General features: G+C 39.4%; 21 protein-coding genes. 17 read left to right on the top strand and 4 right to left on the bottom strand.

The window, feature by feature from the left end:
- Positions 1-91: 91 nt before the first annotated feature.
- Positions 92-3427, bottom strand: a complete 3336-nt coding sequence (locus HY841_15470; protein ID MBI4932157.1) for a PD40 domain-containing protein — start codon at positions 3425-3427, stop codon at positions 92-94.
- 98 nt (positions 3428-3525) lie between these two features.
- A complete protein-coding gene (locus HY841_15465; protein ID MBI4932156.1) occupies positions 3526-5421 on the bottom strand; it encodes a tetratricopeptide repeat protein in 1896 nt (631 codons plus the stop codon).
- A gap of 116 nt (positions 5422-5537) precedes the next feature.
- Here HY841_15465 and HY841_15460 point away from each other — a divergent pair, with 116 nt between their 5' ends.
- The 14 genes from HY841_15460 (at position 5538) to HY841_15395 (ending at position 16936) form a co-directional block, all read left to right on the top strand.
- Positions 5538-5888, top strand: a complete 351-nt coding sequence (locus HY841_15460) for an NADH-quinone oxidoreductase subunit A (protein MBI4932155.1) — start codon at positions 5538-5540, stop codon at positions 5886-5888.
- Between the two features lie 49 nt (positions 5889-5937).
- Positions 5938-6474: an NADH-quinone oxidoreductase subunit B gene (locus HY841_15455; protein ID MBI4932154.1), complete on the top strand. Its 537-nt coding sequence runs from the start codon at positions 5938-5940 to the stop codon at positions 6472-6474.
- A 129-nt stretch (positions 6475-6603) separates the two neighbouring features.
- Entirely contained in the window at positions 6604-7047 is a 444-nt protein-coding gene (locus HY841_15450; GenBank protein ID MBI4932153.1) for an NADH-quinone oxidoreductase subunit C, read from the top strand.
- Positions 7048-7106: 59 nt separating this feature from the next.
- The gene (locus HY841_15445) at positions 7107-8174 is read left to right on the top strand and encodes an NADH-quinone oxidoreductase subunit D (protein MBI4932152.1); all 1068 of its coding nucleotides are present in this window, start codon (positions 7107-7109) and stop codon (positions 8172-8174) included.
- Positions 8175-8288: 114 nt separating this feature from the next.
- Positions 8289-9368 carry an NADH-quinone oxidoreductase subunit NuoH gene (gene nuoH, locus HY841_15440; protein MBI4932151.1) on the top strand — a complete coding sequence of 360 codons (1080 nt, stop codon included), beginning with the start codon at positions 8289-8291 and terminating at the stop codon, positions 9366-9368.
- Position 9369: 1 nt separating this feature from the next.
- A complete protein-coding gene (locus HY841_15435; GenBank protein MBI4932150.1) occupies positions 9370-9855 on the top strand; it encodes a 4Fe-4S binding protein in 486 nt (161 codons plus the stop codon).
- A gap of 5 nt (positions 9856-9860) precedes the next feature.
- Entirely contained in the window at positions 9861-10370 is a 510-nt protein-coding gene (locus tag HY841_15430; protein ID MBI4932149.1) for an NADH-quinone oxidoreductase subunit J, read from the top strand.
- Positions 10370-10678 carry an NADH-quinone oxidoreductase subunit NuoK gene (gene nuoK / locus HY841_15425; GenBank protein MBI4932148.1) on the top strand — a complete coding sequence of 103 codons (309 nt, stop codon included), beginning with the start codon at positions 10370-10372 and terminating at the stop codon, positions 10676-10678. The genes HY841_15430 and nuoK overlap by 1 nt, the downstream gene beginning before the upstream one ends.
- A gap of 120 nt (positions 10679-10798) precedes the next feature.
- The gene (nuoL, locus tag HY841_15420) at positions 10799-12730 is read left to right on the top strand and encodes an NADH-quinone oxidoreductase subunit L (protein ID MBI4932147.1); all 1932 of its coding nucleotides are present in this window, start codon (positions 10799-10801) and stop codon (positions 12728-12730) included.
- Between the two features lies 1 nt (position 12731).
- A complete protein-coding gene (locus tag HY841_15415) occupies positions 12732-14216 on the top strand; it encodes an NADH-quinone oxidoreductase subunit M (GenBank protein ID MBI4932146.1) in 1485 nt (494 codons plus the stop codon).
- A complete protein-coding gene (locus tag HY841_15410) occupies positions 14213-15628 on the top strand; it encodes an NADH-quinone oxidoreductase subunit N (protein MBI4932145.1) in 1416 nt (471 codons plus the stop codon). Before HY841_15415 ends, HY841_15410 begins: the two co-directional genes overlap by 4 nt.
- Complete coding sequence (locus HY841_15405; protein ID MBI4932144.1) at positions 15625-16053, top strand: hypothetical protein; 429 nt, start codon at positions 15625-15627, stop codon at positions 16051-16053. Before HY841_15410 ends, HY841_15405 begins: the two co-directional genes overlap by 4 nt.
- Positions 16054-16104: 51 nt before the next feature.
- Positions 16105-16503, top strand: a complete 399-nt coding sequence (locus tag HY841_15400) for an STAS/SEC14 domain-containing protein (protein ID MBI4932143.1) — start codon at positions 16105-16107, stop codon at positions 16501-16503.
- 40 nt (positions 16504-16543) lie between these two features.
- Positions 16544-16936: a hypothetical protein gene (locus HY841_15395; GenBank protein MBI4932142.1), complete on the top strand. Its 393-nt coding sequence runs from the start codon at positions 16544-16546 to the stop codon at positions 16934-16936.
- On the opposite strand, the gene HY841_15390 is transcribed toward HY841_15395, so the two are convergent.
- Positions 16933-17958, bottom strand: coding sequence for an aminotransferase class I/II-fold pyridoxal phosphate-dependent enzyme (locus tag HY841_15390; protein ID MBI4932141.1), 1026 nt, complete (start codon positions 17956-17958; stop codon positions 16933-16935). The genes HY841_15395 and HY841_15390 overlap by 4 nt on opposite strands.
- A gap of 73 nt (positions 17959-18031) precedes the next feature.
- On the opposite strand from HY841_15390, the gene HY841_15385 reads away from it, so the two are divergent.
- From HY841_15385 to HY841_15375, 3 genes are read left to right on the top strand one after another with little or no spacing between them, the layout of a single operon-like run.
- Positions 18032-18895, top strand: coding sequence for a YicC family protein (locus tag HY841_15385; GenBank protein MBI4932140.1), 864 nt, complete (start codon positions 18032-18034; stop codon positions 18893-18895).
- A complete protein-coding gene (gene gmk / locus HY841_15380; GenBank protein MBI4932139.1) occupies positions 18892-19464 on the top strand; it encodes a guanylate kinase in 573 nt (190 codons plus the stop codon). The genes HY841_15385 and gmk overlap by 4 nt, the downstream gene beginning before the upstream one ends.
- A gap of 37 nt (positions 19465-19501) precedes the next feature.
- Entirely contained in the window at positions 19502-20044 is a 543-nt protein-coding gene (locus HY841_15375) for a nicotinate-nucleotide adenylyltransferase (GenBank protein ID MBI4932138.1), read from the top strand.
- A gap of 8 nt (positions 20045-20052) precedes the next feature.
- Here the strand turns inward: HY841_15375 and HY841_15370 are convergent, their stop codons facing one another.
- Positions 20053-21240 carry a hypothetical protein gene (locus HY841_15370; protein ID MBI4932137.1) on the bottom strand — a complete coding sequence of 396 codons (1188 nt, stop codon included), beginning with the start codon at positions 21238-21240 and terminating at the stop codon, positions 20053-20055.
- Positions 21241-21244 lie beyond the last annotated feature (4 nt).

The following is a 21244-nucleotide window of genomic DNA, read 5'->3' as shown; positions in this document are numbered from 1 at the left end:
TGGAGGGGGCGCACACGAAGTGGCGGGGGAGGAGTTAGTGATTGAATACTCTATCCTCCCCCTGCCCCCTCCAAAGGGGGATAAACAGCCATCAATCCCCATCCGTCAATTCATGCCACGGAAAGTTTGTATTGTATCCCGGAATCTCCCAGAAGAACTTTCCGCGCTTCTTGTCGTAATTGCCGATCTCGTTCATGGTGTCGCAGTCATATAATCTTCCGTTCACCATAGTATATTTTACGCTTTCAGAATTCTTGATATCATCCAGCGGATTCTTGTCAAGGATAATTAAGTCGGCAAGTTTTCCTTTCTCCAGCGAGCCGATTTCTTTTTCCATGCCGAGATAAATTGCTCCGTTGATAGTGGCGCATTGCAGCGCCTGCATGTTTGTCATTCCTCCCTGCTGTAAATTCCAAAGTTCCCAGTGCGCGCCAATTCCGTTAAGTTGTCCGTGCGCGCCTAAATTTATTTTAACTCCCGCATCAGCCAGTTTTTTGCACGATTGTGAAACAAGCATGTAACCATTTTTATATTCTTCTTCGGGAATCATAGTGCGGTGGCGTGCTTTCGTGTCAATCACATTTCTAGGAGTGAATTTCAACTGGCGTTCTTTTTCCCAGATGTTCGTGTGCTGATACCAATACGTTTCTCCGCTCATGGCTCCATAGCAAACGATGAGCGTGGGCGTGTACTGAGTTTTGCTTTTGCTCCAGAGTTGCACCACATCATTATATAAGGTAGCGATGGGAAGATTGTGTTCCACGCCCGTGTGCCCGTCCAGAATGTGCGTGAGGTTGTAAAAATATGTTGAGCCGCCTTCGGGAACAACCTGTATTCCTAATTGCTTTGCCGCTGTTATAACTTGTTGTCGTTGTTCTCTTCTCGGCTGATTGTAACTTTTTACAGAGAACGCACCGAAAGCTTTTGTCCTCACGATGGCGGATTTTGCATTTTCCAGAGAATTTATCACCGCTTTAAAATCTCCGTCAGCGCCATAGAGAATAGTTCCGGTTGAAAAAATTCTTGGTCCAGTCATGATTCCTGCTTTCACCATTTCGCTCTGAGAGAAAACCATTTCGGTGTTGGAAGAAGGATCATGCGTTGTTGTTACTCCGTAAGCGAGATTGGAAAAGTATGTCCATTCTTTCTGAGGAGAAAGTCCTTGCCGGAAAGTCCACAAGTGCGCGTGCACATCAATCATTCCTGGCATGATTGTTTTTCCTGTCATGTCCATAACCTTTGCTCCCGGGGGAATCTGAACTTTGTCAGAAGCGCCAATGTCAGTGATTTTATTTTCTGTCACGATGATGGTTCCATTCTCAATCACATCGCTTCCGTTGTTCATCGTGATAATACGTGCTCCTTTAAATGCGGTGGTTCCTTTCGGCTTGTCAGAGTCGAGAACGAGATTTACTTTTATTCCTGTTGTATCCATGTGAAGAACGCTGTCGGGCAATCCTCTGATGAAACCGAAACGGTTGCTTAAATCAGTGGTAAAATATTCTTCTCCCAATGTCCAGTGAACTTTCATTCCGTTCGCGCTCCAGTGAATGTTGATGCCTGCATCTTTTGCAATTTGTGTTACAGGAACAGATTCCATTTTAGCAGAGATATCCTGTGTTTTTCCAACCTGTGGCATGGACGCGATATACACTTTGAAAAGTTCGCAATAGGCAATCCAGTTGTTATCAGGACTTACCACAAAGTTGTTAGTGTATTTGGAAGTGAAATGTGTGCGTACATCCTTTCCATTGAGGTCACAGCTCTTTAAAGCAAAGTTTTCATCCTTGCCTTCTCCGTTTGACTGAAAGAAAATCCTTTTTCCGTCTTTAGAAAAACGAGGATCGCTTCCTTCTTTAATGACGAGGATTGGTTTTCCTCCGGAACTTGGCATAATATAAATTCCCGGATTCACGCAGAAAGTATTTCCCTGCTGGTTGTTGCCTTCTTCTTTTTGATAGGCAATCCATTTTCCATCGGGAGAATAGCGTGGCGTACGGAAAATTCCTTTTTCGATGGAGAGTTTTGTTGTCTTCTTGTCTAGGATAGACATTTTCATAATCGCTCCGCTTCCTTCATCGCTCCATGTTACATAAACAACTTCTTTTCCATCGGGGGAGAAGTAAGGTTCGAATTCAAAATCTTTTGTTTTTGGTGAGCTATTTGTGTTGACAACAGCTCCTGTAAGTTGATAAAGATCTCCATTTGGTAATTCTTTTTTCCAGATACTTCCGACTGCGTTGAACAAAATATATTTTTCATCAGGAGAAGTAACGCAATTGCGGATGGTTTTCACAGTGAACTTATCAGGCGCAACGAGATTTTCAAAATGAAGCGCGTCATAAATTTTCTGTTTCACTTTAACAGAAAATGGGATTTCAGTAGCGGTAGCAGGATTGTAAGCTGCTCCTAAAGTCAGTTTCCAGATTTTTCCTTGTGCCCAGATAATGATATTGGAATTGTCAAGCCACTGAAAACCGGTGTATGGACCAAAGATCGCCCACGCTTCCGACTGGTCTTTGCTGAGTTTGTCATAGACTGGATATTCTTCTCCTGTTTCTAAATTTCTCAGATACAAAACTGTTTTCTCGTGAACTCTTCTTACAAACGCAAGTGTTTTTCCGTCTTTAGAAATCTGCGGACGCATCGCACTGCCCGGGCCTCCCGTAACAGTTTCTGTTTCTCCTTTTTCAAAATTGTATCGCTTGATAACGTATATCTGATTGTTCGGGTCTTTGTTGTACTGAAACATTCCGCCCGGATACATGTCCTCGCTGTAGTAAACATATTTTCCATCGGGAGAAACGCAGGGCTCACCAACATCCTGCTGGTCATTTTTTCTTTTTGTAATCTGAATTCCTTCTCCGCCTGTGTAATGATACATCCACAATTCTCCTGCACCCAACGAACGGGTAGAGGTGAAATGTTTTTTTACGATGAGATAATTCCCCTGCCCGACTTCGCCATTCAGGCGGGCATCAGGCATCCACACTGCATTATTTGTCAGACGGAAATTTTCTTTGGTAATTTGTTTTGGCTCAGAGCCATCGCGATTCATCATCCAGATATTGTCTCCGCCCGCTGCATCGCTTCCGAAAGAAATTTTCTTTCCGTCAGGAGAATATCTCGGCTGTACATCCATTGAATGATCTCCGCGCAAAAGTTTTGCTTCTCCGCCTGTAATCGGCATGGAATAAATATCACCGAGCATATCAAAAACAATTTCTTTTCCATCGGGAGAAACATCTAAGCTCATCCATGTTCCTTCGGTGGTGGTGAACTCCACTTCCTTGAAAGTTCCGGGAGGATTGAGTACATCCCATTTTTTATCGTCTTTCTTTTTGGTGGTGTCTTTGGGAGTTAACTTTGTTTGAGCGAAAGAAAATGTGCTCAGCATGACAAAAAGGAGGAGAAGAATTTTTTTCATAGGAATATAATAAGATTGTAAAAGTAAAAATTATGTTGAGTGTGGTTTTATTTATTCCTTTCCCTTCGGGAAGGGTTGGGTTAGGGACGGGCTTTTTATTACTTCAGTTGCTGAAGGCGCAACATAAGTTGATTTGCTTTTTCTTTTTCTCCGACTGCATTGTAAGCCATGGAGAGATTGTTTATGACATCTTTGTTATTCGGATTGTTTTTTAAATACCTCTCATAATAAGGAATGGCTTTCTGAGGGTTCCCGCCCATATGATAAATCAAACCTGTTTTGAAACTTACATCCATAAAATCAGGTTCGGTTTCATACATGCGTAAAAAATAGCTGAGCGCGTTCTGATAATCTTTTCGTGAGAGATAAACCGTAGCGAGATTGTAAAGAGAATTTCTGTGCTTGGGATTTATTTCTAACGCGCGCTGGTATGCTTTCACCGCTTCATCCACTTTTCCGAGATTGCTCAGTGAAACTCCGTAATTATACCAGTCGGCTTCTACCTTATCATATATGGCAAGTCCTTTCTGATAATAGATGACTGCATTCTGCAAATGAATATTCTTTTTCTCTTTGTCGGTTTCTTTTTCACCGGCAAGAACACTTTCCCATGCGAAAGTTGTGTTGGTGCGGTACGAGTTCGGGCAATCTTCAACTCCTTTTGCGAAGAGAGTCAAATTGTTTTTCCAATCTTTGGTGCGTGAAAAAGTTTTGTAAGAAAATAAAACAAGAATAATTGCAAGAGGAATAGTTCTTATGCTGAAGGATTCAATCTTCAGAAGTTTTATCAAAGCAAATGCCAGCATAATGCAGAATGCTAATGACGGAGTAAATAAAAACCGTTCTGCCATTGTGGAACCGATGAGAACAAAAATGTTTGAGCTGACGGATAATCCAATTAAATAAAACAAAATGCAGAAGGAAAACAGTAGTGAGTAGTGAGCAGTGAGTATTGCTATTTTTCTTTTGAATAATACTGCAACTGCGAATATTCCGAGTGCAACATAAATCAAAACAGAAACAATCGCCATTGGGTTTCCAAATCCAACAAGAGGGATCTGATTGTAGCCATAATCCCAGCAAAGCGGATGAGGCAAGAAAAGAAGTTTCAGATAGTTAAGTAGAGTAACTGAGATGGTTGCATATCGCTCATCAAGAGATTGCGCGCCAGCAAGAGCATTGTTGATGAGCGCAACTCCTTCAGGTGATTTATCCAGCGCGGAATTTCTGGCAAGGAAATAAATTGCAATGGCAAAAACATAAACTCCTAAGAGTATTAAAATGTTTTTCCGTGATGATAAAGTAAAAAAGTAAAGTGCAAGCGGAATTATTAAAATAAATGTCGCAGCACTTTCTTTGGAAAAAAGGGCACACAGAAAAAATAGAAAAGAAATTACTAAAAATTTGTTGGATGATGTCTCTGAGAATTTTATCGAGAACAAAAGTCCAAGCGAACAAAACAGCAAGCTCAGAATTTCATCAGCGCTTTTGATGTTGGCAGTAACTTCCGTATGAATCGGGTGCGCAGCAAAAAGCAAAACAGTAATAAAAGGAAGAAGGGGGTGATAATCTTTCAGGAGTTTCTTCAGTAAAATAAAAATCACAACGCACAGAATAGCATAGAGTAAAATCTGAACAAAATGATAGGCAGAAGAATTGTCTTTGAAAAAGCTCCATTCAATTGCAAATAAAGTCATCGTTAATGGACGATATGTTCCGAAATTTTCTTTTGTGCTTCCGTAAACGGAGGATTGTCCGAACAATTCTTTAATTCCTGCAAATCCTTTCTTCACAGTTTCGTGATTGGAAATAACTGCGCCATCGTCCATCACAAATCCGTGATGAAGCGTGTTAGAATAGAGGAGGAAAGCGAAAATAAAAATGACAAACGAAAACCATTTATCAGTTTTCTTCCCAATCCGCAAAATGACGGACTCCGTAACTTTGCTCGGAGAAGAAATATTTTTTTCTGGTTTCGTTTTTTGCTTCGCCATAGTCAACTATCAGCGAAAATAAGAAATGAATTATGACAAAAGAGTTTTTCAAATTTGTTAATATCTCAAAGCACTTAACGTCAAATTTTCATTAAGTTTACCCACCAAAATTCATTATGGGAATCGCATCACTTATTCTTCTTGCCGTTTGTGGAGCAGGTTTCTGTGCAATGGGTATTTTGATATCCAAGTGGGTTGCTCCGACTTCTAAGAATGCTTCAAAACTCGAAGCTTACGAGTGTGGTGTTCCTGCCGAAAGCGGTTCATGGGTACAATATAATGTTGGATATTATTTGTTCGCGCTTATCTTTTTGATTTTTGATGTGGAAATAGTTTTTCTATTTCCATGGGCAGTAGTACTGCGCGAAGTAGGAACGGTAGCATTTGTTGAGATATTGGTTTTTGTTTTCATACTTTTTCTCGGGTTATTATATGCATGGAAGAAAGGCGCTCTTAAATGGGAATAATGAACAGCAAGTTGGCAGTAAGCAGTAGACAATTGGCAAGAAATACAAAATGACAGAAGAGAAAACACAAGAAGCAATAAAAAATTTCCCGGGACAGGTTCACAACCTGCCAGGTGGAGGAAACATTGTGATGTCAACAATAGAAGGCGTTGCAAACTGGTCTCGCTCCAATTCGCTTTGGCCGCTTGTGTTCGGAACAAGCTGCTGTGCGATTGAAATGATGTCTGCTGCTTCTGCAAGACATGACTGGTCACGTTTTGGTTTTGAAGTGGCACGCGCAACTCCTCGTCAGGCGGATTTAATTATTTGCGCTGGAACAATCGTTTACAAAATGGCTCCCGTTCTCAAAAGATTGTATGATCAGATGGCGGATCCGAAATATGTAATTGCCATGGGCGCTTGTACTATTTCTGGCGGACCGTTCTTCTATAATTCTTATTCGGTGGTGCGCGGAGTTGATCATGTGATTCCTGTGGATGTTTACATAGCGGGTTGTCCTCCGAGACCGGAAGCGCTGTTACACGCGCTGATTACTTTGCAGGAAAAAATTCGCGGTGGCGGACCGAGAGAAAAAATAAATATCTGAAGCCCCACCCCAACCCTCCCCGTTAGGGAGGAAGAAGGTAAAGGCAAAAAGACAAAAATGAATTGCAACAAAAATAATAATCATCACAAGTCCTCCCCGATTGGGAGGATTTAGGAGGAGCTTTGTATTATGACAAACGAAGAATTAAAAGCATTCATTACCGCTCACACTTCTGAAGCTGTCTTTGAAGAGACGCAATACCTCAATGTAATTGTTCCTGCAGAAAAATTTTATGCACTTGCGAAACATCTTCGCAATGCTGATTACGATTATTTGATTTGTATTACAGGAATTGACTGGAAAGATCATTTTATTGTTGCGTATCATTTACAATGCAGAAAAACAAAACATGTTTTTGTTTTGAAAGCAAAAATTGCTGACAGAGTAAATCCATCTGTAGATACCGTTTGTGATATATGGAGAACAGCAGAACTTCACGAACGTGAAGTATTTGATTTGTTCGGAATAAAATTTAATAATCATCCTGATCTTAGAAGATTATTCCTCGATGATACATGGGGATTTCCGCTGCGAAAAGATTATGTGGATGATGTAACGATTGTACAGCTTTGAAGCAGAACGAAGACATACACGAACTGCTGGAATCCAAAGAAGAGGATTTCATTGTAAATATTGGTCCGCAGCATCCATCAACGCATGGCGTGTTGCATTTGAAAGTGAAGCTGCAGGGAGAAACGGTGCTGGATGTTGTGCCGCATTTGGGTTACATTCACCGCTCGATTGAGAAAATGTGCGAGGCGAGCACCTACCGGAATTTTATTTACCTCACGAGCCGGATGGATTATCTATCTGCGCACATGAACAATCAGGCATGCGCGATGGCGGTGGAAAAAGGAATGGTTCTCGAAATTCCTGCGCGTGCAAAAGCGATTCGTCTTTTGATGTCTGAACTTACCCGTATTGCTTCGCATACGCTTTGGTGGGGAGCGCTTGGATTGGATCTTGGCGCAACTACTCCTTTCTTCATCAGTTTTCGCGACCGCGAAGAGATCATGGATATTTTTGAAGAGACCTGCGGAGCGCGTCTCACGATGAATTACAGTGTGCCGGGTGGTGTGATGTACGATATTCATCCGAACTTTCAAAAACGCGTTCTCACGTTCCTTGCTAATTTCAAAAAACATCTTCCGGAATATGATCAGTTGCTCACGGGAAATGTAATTTTTGAAAACAGAACAAAAGGAGTTGGCTATCTTTCGCCTGAAGATGCAATTTCATACGGATGTACTGGTCCTGTTGCCCGCGGTTCAGGCGTGAGTTCTGATATTCGCAAATGGTTTCCATACGATGGATACGAAGGAGTTCAGTTTGAAGAAATTCTTGAAACAGGTGGAGATTGCTATTCAAGATATAAAGTTCGTATGAGAGAAATGAGAGAGTCAGTAAAAATTATTGAGCAGGTAATAAATAATATTCCCGATGGAGATTTTCAGGCAAAGACAAAAGCGGTGCTCAAACTTCCGAAGGGAGAATTTTATTCGCGTGTGGAAACTGCGCGCGGAGAATTGGGTGTGTACATCGTCAGCGATGGAAGCATGAAACCGTACAGAATAAAATTTCGTTCACCGAATTTTTCAAACCTCTCTGCGCTCAAGAATATGGCGGTTGGTGGGAAGATTGGCGACTTGGTTGCAATAATGGCAACATTGGATTTGGTAATTCCGGATATAGATAGATAAAAAGCCCATCCCCAACCCTTCCCCAAGGGAAGGGAGATGAGCAAGAAACAAAATGAAAACAAATACAAATAAAATAAATTCTCTCCCCTTGGGGGAGAGTTAGAGAGGGGCTCTATGTTATACGACTTCACATATCTCACAGCTAAAATCCACAACTGGCTTTTTGCTCATTGCAGTCCTTTCTGGACAATGATGCTGGAGTTTATTATTGTTGGAGTGTGCGTACTTGGCATTTGTGTTTTGCTGGCAATACTATTTGTTTATATGGAACGGAAAGTTGCCGCGTTCATGCAAATTCGTCTTGGTCCCAATCGCGTTGGACCCAAAGGAATATTTCAGGCAGTTGCGGATGTTCTTAAACTTGTACTGAAGGAAGGATTTTCTCCCAGAACTTCTGATAAATTTTTATTCAACTTCGCGCCTTTTATCGTAATAACAGTAGCCATGCTTGCCCTTGCTCCCATTCCTTTTGCAAAAGGATTGCAGATGTATGACATCAACATTGGAGTGTTTTATATTTCTGCTGTTTCATCTATTTCTGTGATTGGAATTCTCATGGCAGGCTGGGCGAGTAACAGTAAATATTCTTTGCTCGGTGCTATGAGAAGTGGTGCGCAGATTGTCAGTTATGAATTATCTGCGGGACTTTCTATCATCATTATTGTGGCGCTTGCAGGAAGCATGAGCTTGAACGATATTGTTGAGAGCCAGCGTACAGGTTGGTGGATATTCAAAGGACATGTTCCTGCCATCATTGCTTTCGTAATTTTTATCATAGCAGGAACTGCCGAACTTAACCGCGCGCCTTTCGATATGGCAGAAGCAGAATCTGAACTTACTGCGGGATTTCATACAGAATATACCGGAATGCGTTTCGCCATGTTCTTTATGGCAGAATATGTGAACATGTTTACGGTATGTGCAATTGGCGCAACTTTATTTCTTGGCGGATGGATGCCATTTCATGTCGGGCATTTGGAAACATTTAATCACATTATGGATTTTGTTCCACCTATCGTTTGGTTCTTCGGAAAAACTTTTTTTCTAATATTCGTCATCATGTGGTTCAGGTGGACTTTTCCGCGTTTGCGAATAGACCAGCTTCTAACGCTTGAATGGAAGTATTTGATGCCGGTAAGTCTGGTGAATATGATTTTAGTTGCACTAATAGTAATTATGGGCTGGCATTTTTAATATGCAATACTTAGTAACATACATAGGATCAATTTTTCGGGCGCTCAACTCGCTGCGCAAAGGCATGAAACTGACCGGATATTATTTTACACATCACAAAAACATAGTTACACAACAATATCCCGAGAACAGAAAAGAAATGTTTATCGGTGAACGTTTTCGAGGAGAAGTTATTCTTACCCACGATGCAAACAACGAGCACCGCTGCACAGGTTGTTCCGCCTGCGAGATAGCGTGTCCGAATGGCACAATCAGAATCATCAGCAAGTTTGAAATTGTCCCTGAAACTCAGAAAAAGAAAAAAGCTATTGATGAGTTTGTCTATCATCTGGGCATGTGTACGTTCTGCAATCTCTGCATTATCGCCTGTCCGACCGATGCGATTGTTATGTCACATGATTTTGAACATAGCACATACGATAGAAAGCCGTTAAATAAAATTTTAAATAAACCCGGTTCTAAATTGATGAAAGGCGTTGAAGAATAAATAATATGAGCCATTTTTTTCTATATCTTATATCTGTAATGATTCTTGTGTTTGGAGTACTTACTGTGACTTCTCATAAGATATTCCGCGCAGCGATTTATTTACTGTTCGCGCTTATTAATGTGGCAGCGTTGTATTTTTATCTTCAGTATGAATTTATTGCTGCTGTTCAGATTGTGGTTTACGTAGGCGGAATTGTTGTGCTGATAATATTTTCACTTTTCCTTACACACCGCGTGGGTTCAGATCTTCCTGCTCCTTCTTATTTGAAAATGTTTTTTACGTTTCTCGCTGTATTGTTTGGATTCGGGTTTGCATATTTTCTGCTACTCGCGCATGAATTTTCTGAAACAGCAATAATTGGTTCATCAATAAGCATGCATTCAATAGGTAAAGCAATGCTGAATTACGGTGAAGGCGGATTTGTTTTGCCATTTGAAGTGGTAAGTATTTTATTGTTAGCTGCATTAGTTGGAAGTATTGCAATTGCTATGAAAACAAAACCAAAAGCTTGATGAATGAAATGAAATTCATATTGCTCGTAAGTTTCGCACTCTTTTTCATTGGAGCGTATGGATTTCTTACGCGTAGAAATATGATCACTATGCTTATGGCGGTGGAACTTATGCTCAATGCCGTGAATATAAATTTTGTAGTGTTCAATAAATATTTGTTTGCTGATAAATTAGACGGACTCTTCTTTACGATTTTTATTATCACCATTGCTGCTGCTGAAGCAGCTGTGGCAATTGCAATAATTATTAACCTGTACAGAAAATTTAAATCAATTGACGAAGACGATATTGATACTTTGAAATGGTAAAAAGCCCCTCTCTAACTCTCCCCCAAGGGGAGAGAACAAGAAGAAGGCAAAAACAAATGAACAACAATAACCATAAAAATAAAAAGTCCTTCCCTTGGGGAAGGATTTAGGATGGGCTCGATGGTAAATTTTTCTTACATATCATTTGTCTTGATTATACCTTTGGTGGTATTTCTTATCACGGGATTATTCGGGAAAAAATTTCAGCAGTTATCCGGAATTCTTGGAACAGTTGGAATGTTGGCTGCCGCTGGACTTTCTTATTTTGCCGCATACCAATATTTCATTGCTGGTGAAAGAGTAGATGGAATTTACCCGACCATTATCGCATTCAAACAAACCTGGTTAAATTTTTCTCCAACCCTCAGCATTGATTTTGGAATCATGCTTGACCCGATTTCTGCCATGATGCTTGTGGTAGTCACTACGGTTTCCCTGATGGTTCATCTCTATAGCATTGGTTACATGCATGGAGAAGAAAGATATTCAACTTACTATGCGTTTCTTTCTCTTTTCAGTTTTTCGATGCTTGGATTAGTAGTTTCAACAAATATTTTCCAGATGTATATGTTCTGGGAACTTGTAGGAGTTTCATCTTTCTTGCTCGTAGGATTTTATTTCACCAAACCTTCCGCAGTCGCAGCAGCGAAAAAAGCATTCATCGTCACGCGCTTTGCTGATTTAGGATTTCTCGCTGGAATTTTAATTCTTTCCTATTACAGCGAGTCGTTGGATTTTCAAACTATCATTCACCGCATGATGGATTACAACGGAACTATCTTCCTGAATGCGAACGCAGCTTCCTTCATGGGAATTTCAGCGCTCACTTGGGCGCTGTGTTTGATTTTCATAGGTGGTGCAGGCAAATCCGCGATGTTCCCGCTACATATCTGGCTTCCGGATGCGATGGAAGGACCCACTCCTGTTTCAGCACTCATCCACGCAGCAACGATGGTAGTGGCGGGTGTTTTTCTTGTAGCAAGATTATTTCCGGTCTATTCGCAAATTCCTGCAGCGCTTGATGTGGTGATGTATGTGGGAGCGTTCTCCGCGTTCTTCGCAGCGGCTATCGCCTGCACACAAACAGATATAAAACGCGTGCTCGCCTATTCAACTATTTCGCAAATAGGTTACATGATGTTCGCGCTTGGAGTTTCCGGATATTGGGGCGAACACGGACTTGGATTTTCTGCTTCCATGTTTCATTTGTTCACGCATGCGATGTTCAAGGCATTACTTTTTCTTGGAGTTGGCGCAGTGATTCATTATGTTCACTCTAACGAAATGGAAGATATGGGCTGTCTCAGAAAGAAAATGCCGGTGACGAATGCTGTGTTTCTCATAGCATGTCTTGCTATTTCTGGCGTGCCGCCTCTTTCAGGATTTTTTTCCAAAGAAGAAATTCTCACTGCTGCATTTCATCACAATAAAATAATTTATCTGGCTGGACTGGCTACTGCTTGTCTCACGGCATTTTACATGTTCCGTTTGTATCTGAGCATTTTCTGGAATAAGCCGTATCAAGAACACGAACATGATTCACACAAAAGCGAAGCCCCTTTCACTATGAAATTTCCGCTATTGATTCTCGCCATAGCGACTCTTATTGCAGGTTTCATCCCTTTCAGCAAATATATTTCTGCAGACGGAACTTCCTTTGAATCCGAATTTCATTTAACTCCTGCCATTATTGCTGTGACTGCTGGGCTGATTGGAATTTTTACTGCAATCATTCTTTATGCAAAGCAAAACGACAAGTCGGAAAAAATTTCATCTGCACTGGGAAGTATTTACCATTCTATCTATAGGAAATTCTATGTAGATGAATTGTATTTATTCGTTACTAAAAAAATAATTTTCAAATTTGTTGCTGCTCCTGCTGCTTGGATTGATAAAAATATTGTGGATGGATTTATGAATTTGCTTTCTGTGACGACAGAAAATATTTCTGATGGAATAAAAGAAGTGCAGTCTGGAAAGATTGCAGATTATGTGATGTGGTTTTTTGCAGGAGCAATTTTATTATCAGCGTTAGTAATTTTTGCATGGTAAGATGATTTTGTCATTACTCATATTAATCCCTGCTCTCACACTGGCTGGAATGTTTCTTGTCAAAAGAAAAGACGTGCGCATTGTCGCGTTTGTTGGTTCGTTGTTACAATTAGGACTTTCTCTTTTTCTTTTGCTCTCTTATATGAATGAAAGAAAAATTGGAAATGTTTCTGCGCTTCTCTTTGAATCAAATCATGTCTGGTTTTCTCAATGGAATATTAATTATCACATCGGCATTGACGGCATTTCTATCGCGATGATCTTACTTACATCGGTTGTTCTTTTCGCAGGCGTTCTTGTTTCATGGAATATTGAATATCAGCCGAGAGAATTTTTCTTTCTTCTCGTTATGCTTGCGATGGGTGCTTTTGGTTTTTTTATTTCTGTAGATTTATTCACGCAGTTTTTCTTTTTTGAATTGGCGGTCGTCCCAAAATATCTTCTCATCGCTATTTGGGGAAGCGGCAAAAAAGAATATTCCGCTATGAAATTGGTGCTGATGCTGATGGGTGGCTCTGCGCTCGTGCTGATTGGAATTTTGAGTTTGTATTATTTCTCAGTTCAAGCGGGAACCCCGACTTTTTCTTTAATGGAAATTTCTAAACTTGGCTTGTCTCCGGAAAAACAAATATTTGTCTTTCCATTTTTATTTATCGGATTTGGTGTGTTGAGCGCATTGTTCCCGTTTCACACTTGGGCACCTGACGGACATTCTTCTGCGCCTACTGCTGCTTCCATGTTCCTCGCGGGAATTTCTATGAAGCTGGGCGGATACGGATGTTTGCGTGTTGCGACAGTTCTTCTTCCCGATGCTGCAAGAGAATATTCCACTTACATTATTATTCTCGCCTGCATAGGAATTTTATACGGAGCATTCGTTACACTGAAACAGCGTGACATAAAACTGATGAATGCATATTCTTCGGTGAGCCACTGCGGATTTGTTTTGCTTGGCATTGGTATGCTCACAAAAACCGCGATGACCGGTGCAGTTTTGCAAATGGTTTCTCACGGAGTGATGACGGCTCTTTTCTTCGCTGTCATCGGCATGATCTACGAGCGTTCGCATACGCGCATGGGAGATGAAATGGGCGGACTGCTCAGGGTAATGCCGTTTCTCGGAACTGTATTTATCATTGCAGGATTAACTTCTCTCGGGCTTCCCGGTTTCAGCGGGTTCGTTGCCGAAGCAACTGTGTTTGTCGGTTCATGGCAAGTGGCGGATTTTTTTCATCGCTCGGCAACAATTATTGCGACTGCTTCCATTGTTGTAACGGCAGTTTATATTTTGCGTGCTGTTGGAATTTCTCTTTGGGGACCAATCACGAAAAAAGAATTTGAAAAACTTTCAGATGCTGCTTGGAATGAAAAATTAGCTTCAGGAATTTTAGTTGTATCAATTGTAATTATGGGAACGATGCCGTTGTGGCTGTCGGATTTAATTTCAAAAACAACAGAAACTTTATTTGGAACTGTGATAAAATGAGTTTATTGAATTACATATCATTGATGCGTTTTGAAGTTGCTTCGCTCGGTGTGATCATATTGCTTTTGCTTATGAAAATTTTCTCAGAGAAACTGAATGTGTCATTGATTCTTGGATTTGTAAATTTCTGCCTGCTTGTTATTGTTGCGTCCGGATTTATTGGTCATCCTCATGGAAGCGCATTCGGAGGAATGTTTTTGGATGACGGCACACTAATGCTTGAAAAATCAATTATTACATTCGCAACTCTGCTTATTTCTTTACAAGCACACAACTGGCTGAAGAAGCACGAGAGTTATGTAGAGTTTTATCTTTTGCTGTTTTCCATTCTCAACGGAATGTATTTCATGATTTCATCGGGAAACTTTTTGATGTTCTATCTTGGCCTTGAAATGGCGACTATTCCTCTTACTGCGCTCGTTGCTTTTGATTTCAACCGAATACGTTCGGCAGAAAGTGCAGGCAAAATGATTTTATCCTCTGCGTTTTCATCAGCGATATTGCTTTTTGGTTTGTCGTTACTGTACGGAATGACTGGCTCACTAAGTTTTGCAGAAGTGGCAATGAATTTTTCTTCTTCTCCATTGATGATGTTCTCACTCGTTTTTATTTTCGTTGGCTTTGCTTTTAAAATTTCTATAGTGCCATTTCACCTATGGACAGCCGATGTCTATGAAGGTTCACCCGTTGCTATTACTTCGTTTTTGTCTGTCGTTTCAAAAGGAGCTTCGGTATTTATTTTCATGACCATTCTTTATAAAGTTTTTCCATTGGCTCAGGAAACGTGGGTTCACATTCTTGTTTTACTTTCTGTCATTACGATGACGATCGGAAATCTTTTCGCCATCCGTCAAACAAACATCAAACGCTTTCTCGCATTTTCATCTATCACACAGGCAGGATATATTCTCATTGGCGTTGCTTCTGCTTCCGCGCTGTCAATGGCTTCGGTGATTTATTTTCTGCTCATTTACGCTTTCTCGAATATTGGTGCGTTCACGGTTGTGGCTTTGATTTCGAACAGGACAGGCAAAGAAAATATAGATGATTATAAAGGACTTTATAAAACGAATCCTCTTCTGAGCGTTGCGTTGCTTCTCGCTGTGTTTTCTCTGGCAGGAATTCCTCCCACGGCAGGATTTTTCGGAAAATTATTTTTACTCACTTCCGGTGCGTCTGCCGGATTAATAACGCTCATCATCATTGCTTCATTGAATATGATTATTTCACTTTACTATTATCTGAGAATCGCGAAAGCAATGTTTGTAGACAAAAATGAAACTCCGATAGAAAAATTCATCAGCGATACTCCGGCAAAAATTGCTTTGGTAATTTGCGTGGCAGGAATTCTTGTTACCGGGTTTATCAGTTTTATTTTTGAATATATCCACTCACTTAGTTTTGGATTATGAACAAATTGAACAAAGAAGGACATATTGTGGAAGAGTTGAATGACATTCGCTGTTCCATCGTGGAAAAAAATGTTTCTCCTGAGCGTGTTGGGTTTCTGAAAAAACTTTTGGAGCATAATGGGTTCACTGTAATGATTTCTCCTACTCCTCCGCCTCCGGCAAAAAAACCTGTTGCCCCCTCCCAGCCTCCTCCATTAGGGGAGGAGAAAAAAACTCAAGTCCTTCCCAACGGGGAGGATTTAGGTGCGACTCGCACTCCACCAAATACTTTTACAGTAGGCGTTACAACTATTTCTTTTCACCCTATGCTTGCTATTTACGAACGTTCATTTTACACGCAAGAAGGAAAACCGGCTTCTATCGCTTACTGGAATCAGGAAAAGGAAAATGAAGATGAGTTATACTGGATGAGAAGGCAGAAATAGATTTCCCTTTCCGAAAAACAATTATCTTTATAAAATTATTTTATGAAAAAAATGCCAAAAGAAATTTCTATACTTGAAACGAAAGAGCATCCTTCTTACACTGCTTTTTTCCGGAGTGATGGTATAGTCCATTTTGAGATGAAGGATGTTGAAGACTACACAGTGGAAATTCTCAAAGAACAAATTCAATTTTTATCAGAGAAGAGCAAGGGAAAGAAATTTCCCTTGATGCTGACATTTGCCTCTTATCATGGACCGAATGAGGAAAGTATGAAATACGCTGCTAAAGAAGGAAATTTAAAATATGCAAAAGCTATTGCAGTGGTTGTGGATTCTCTCGCATCACGACTTAGAAGCAATTTTTATTTAATTTTTTTTAGACCTGAAACACCTACAAAACTTTTTAATTCGAAAGAAGAAGCCATCAAATGGTTGAAAAAATATTTGTGATTTTTGTTCGATAGTATTTTATTTTACAAAAAACCATCAAATGAAAAATACGTGCGACTTTCCTGCTTTCACCGCCTCCCGGATTCAAGATAATTTTATTCACATTGAAATGAAGAGGATAAAGAAACTAACTTCTTCTGATGTTGCGCAGATGTATGATTGTTTCCGAAGGGGCGGGGATGGAAAAGGTGTCTTTGCACTCGTTTCTTTTAAAGGATACATTCCGATGAGCGATGATGCCATGGCTGAAGCAAGGAAACCGGAAAATCAGAAACATGTCAGAGCCACTGCTTACGTCATCAGGTCGGCTGCATTCCGAATCGCAATAAAGTTTTTCATGAACTTTTCAAAACCTAAACATCCGCTTAATATTTTCGGAACAAAAATTGCAGCGCTTGCATGGCTTGAGCAAATGCAAAAAGAGATTGCTTAGAATAATTGCTTCAGCGCATTAAGAGTTACTTCTAATTGTTTATCGTCAAAGTCAAGGTGAGTGACAAAACGAACCATCTTTTTTCCGAACGCAATTCCTTTCACGCCCTTCTCCGCAAGTTTTGCTATTAACTCGGGTGAAGTCATTGGTTCTTTCACTGTGAAGATGATGATGTTGGTCGTAACGGGAAGAAGCGAATCAACATACGGAGCGCTTTTCAATACATCAGCAATTTGTTTTGCGCGCATGTGATCTTCTTTCAAGCGTTTGATGTTATTGTCCAGTGCATAAAGTCCGGCACTTGCTATAAATCCTGCCTGACGCATTCCTCCACCGAAAACTTTTCTCACTCTTCTGGCTTTCTGAATAAACTCTTTGTTTCCAACTAAAACTGAACCCACTGGGCAACCCAATCCTTTTGAAAAACAAATGGAAACAGAATCAAAGTATTTTGCCGTTTCAGCAGGAGAATCTCCTGTTTCTGCCAGAGCATTAAAAATTCTTGCGCCATCCAGATGAAGTTTGAGATTATTTTTCTTACAGACTTCAGAAATTTCTTTTATCGAATTCAAGGAATAATAACTTCCGCCAGCTCGATTTACAGTATTCTCAAGACAAACCAAAGTCGTTCTTGGGAGCCAGTCAAAAGGAGCATTAATATTTTCAGCAACCTGTTGCGCAGAAAGTCTTCCCTGATCTCCCGGCACTAATCTTACCTGCACGCCTGAGTTAAAAGCAATTCCGCCCGCTTCATTTATATATATATGTGCGTGCGTATCGCAAATCAGTTCATCGCCCGGCTGAGTGTGCGATTTAATGGCAACTTGATTTGTCATTGTTCCAGAAGGGCAATAAACTCCGGCTTCCTTCCCGAAAAGTTTTGCAGTGCGCTCTTCAAGCAAATTCACACTTGGATCTTCCTTGAAAACATCGTCACCGACTTGAGCGTTCATCATCGCTTCAAGCATTCCTTTGGAAGGGCGGGTGACAGTATCACTTCGGAGGTCAATAAAATTTTGCATGCGCTTACTAATTACGAATGAATACGAATTTACAAATTACATTCACATAGAAATCCATTCGTATATTCGCTTTATGATTAAATCAATGACAGGCTTTGGAAAAGCGAATGTATCGCTGAGAGGTAAAAAAATATCTATTGAAGCGCGTTCAGTGAACAGCAAAGGATTGGATACGAATTTCCGTTTACCGAATATCTACCGCGAAAAAGAAACCGAACTCAGAAATTTTTTGTCGGATAAATTGAAAAGAGGGAAAGTTGATATTTCTATTTCGTCTGATAATTCTTCCGAAATAAAAACAGTTCTTCTGAATAAAACTGTCGCAAAGTCGCATTACAAAGAACTGAAATCACTTTGCAAAGAGTTAAAGCTGGATGACGCAGAGATGCTTCTGGCCATTCTACGCATGCCTGATGTTTTCAAAACGGGAAAGGAAGAGTTGAACGAAAAGGATTGGAAGCAGATTCTTTCAGGAATCGGAAAAGCAGTGAACGAGTTGGACAAGTTCAGAACTACAGAGGGAAAATCACTTGAAAAGGATTTGAGAAATCGACTAGGAATAATTGCAGAACTTCTTGGGTTTGTTGAGAAATTAGATAAAGAAAGAATTCCTTTTATAAAAGAAAAAATAAGGAAACAAGTTGCCGAACTCACCGATAAAATTGACCAAAACCGATTTGAGCAGGAAATAATTTTTTATTCTGAGAAACTTGACATTACAGAAGAAAAAGTCCGATTGAAAACACATTGTGATTATTTTCTAAAAACTATGAGTGAAAATGAGTGCGGAAGAAAATTAAATTTCATTTCTCAGGAAATCGGTAGGGAAATAAACACTATCGGTTCAAAAGCAAATGACGCAGAAATGCAAAAGATAGTTGTGCAAATGAAAGACGAACTGGAAAAAATAAAAGAGCAACTCAATAATGTTCTATGAGTGCTGGAAAACTTATAATTTTCTCCGCGCCCTCTGGCGCAGGCAAAACCACCATCGTCCATCATGTGCTGAAAAAGTTTGCTGACCAGTTGGAATTTTCTATTTCTGCATGTACTCGCACAATGCGTCCAAATGAAATTGACGGAAAGGATTATCATTTCATGTCTACTGAAGAGTTCAAACAAAAAATAAAAAAGAATGAGTTTGTAGAATGGGAAGAAGTTTATACAGGACAATTTTATGGAACATTGAAATCGGAAATAGAACGGATCTGGAATTCAGGCAAGCATGTAATTTTTGATTTAGATGTACAGGGGGGTATTAACCTGAAAAGAAAATCCGGCAGGCAGGCGTATGCAATTTTTGTAATGCCTCCTTCTGTAGAAATACTCGAACTGCGCCTCAAGCAGCGGCAAACAGAAACTCCTGAAAGTCTGGCAAAGAGAATTACAAAAGCAAAAGAAGAAATTCATGTCGCTGATCAGTTTGATAAAATTCTTGTGAATGAAAACCTGGATAAGGCATGTGCTGACGCAGAGAAGTTAGTTTCTGAATTTCTAAAAAAATGAAATCTACGAAAAACGAATCGTTACGAATTTACGAATCATGAAAGTTGGTTTGTTGTTTGGTTCTTTTAATCCTATTCATATTGGTCACATTGCTATTGCCAAGTATATGGCTGAGAATACCGATTTAGGGCAAGTCTGGCTTGTGGTTTCACCTCACAATCCTTTGAAAGAAAAAAAATCATTAGCGGACGCAAAAAAAAGATTAACTCAAGTAAGAAAATCAATTGGCAGGAATCCGAAAATCAAAGTAAGTGATATTGAGTTTGGACTTCCTCAGCCTTCTTATACAATCCATACGCTTGAGTTTCTGAACAAAAAATATTCAAAAAAAAAATTCACGCTTATCATCGGATTGGATAACCTGATTTCTTTTCACAAGTGGAAGGACTATAAAAAAATTCTAAAAAAATTCGAGGTGTATGTTTATCCTAGGAAAACTTCCTTTAATAAAAATATTCTGAGCCGATTGTGGAAATATCCGAATGTCACATTTTTTAATGCTCCCCTTATTGATGTTTCCTCCACTTTTATCCGTGAGCAGATGATGAGAAGAAAGAATGTGAAGAAATTATTAGGATGATTGTGTTTTCAGTTAATTGGAATTCCCATCCAAGTGTATTTGTAAAACAAAGACTTTCTAAATGGCTTTGCAGTATTGAAGTATTTTTTTAAAAAAGTTTTTTGTTCATTTAAGTTATTAATCGCATCATCTGTAGACTTATTTAGTGCTTTAATAAGCCCTAAAATAGTTACTTCAGGTTCTTTTATTCCATCAAGAATTAATTTTGATTCAATTAATTTTTCTTCAGCAGGTGGAATCATATTCTTTATTTCTTCATCAGATTTTTTTGGTTTAAATTGAGTATTCCTATACTGAATAAAAGCATTCAATAAATTAATCCCTTCGTTGTAAGAGACAGTAGCTGAATTGTAATCTTTTACTTTTGCATTTTGTTCTTCTGTATGCTTCTTATTATTATAATATTCAATTTCTCTTTTTATGTGTTGAAGTCTGTCAAATAATAAAGAATTTTTTACCTCATTTTTTTCTATTCGATTGCTTTCGGAAACATATCGCTCAATCTCACTTTGGCTTTCATACAATTTTAAGGTGTCAGTGAAATTAAAAGATGATTTTTTGTTATCAACCTGTGTTTTTCCATCATAGAAATTCTGATGAGTAACTGGAGAGTTTAGAAATTGCCATAGTGGGTCAAATGGCATGTGAGATTTTATTAGTTGTTCGGGTTTTGTTTTGTAATAATAATTATTGACTTGCTTAATAAATTTTCCATTCTCAACATAACCAGAGCCCCATGTAGGGTCAAAGAAAAACCAGGCAGAATCAATTTGTGCGCCACACCATGCATGAGGAATGAATCCAACGAATCCATTTTGTTTTGTGTAACCAGTTATTACGAATGATTTGATGTTTGTTTTATTTGCAATATCATTAAACAGTTCTGCATAATGCATGCAAATTCCTTTTTTGTTTTTTAAAATATTATTAATTATTTCACTTTTGCTTTGGTAAAAATTAATAGCAAACATATTATCAATATCATATTGTATGTTCTTTGCAATCCAAATAAAAATTGCCCTTGATTTATCTTTATTGTTGGTGAATTTTGAATTGATATAGTTGGCAATTCCTTGGGAAGATTGAGTAAGTGAATCGGGAATTTGCAGAGCAAGCTTATCAACTTTTGAAAAATCTTGAGAGTGTAATGTGGAAAGAGAACAAGTCAATAGAATCAAAAAATATTTGAGTTTCATTCTA

Source organism: Bacteroidota bacterium, assembly GCA_016213405.1.
Lineage (GTDB): Bacteria > Bacteroidota > Bacteroidia > Palsa-948 > Palsa-948 > Palsa-948.
Note: the sequence above shows the minus strand (reverse complement) of the source record. Positions and strands in the feature narration are given on the sequence as shown.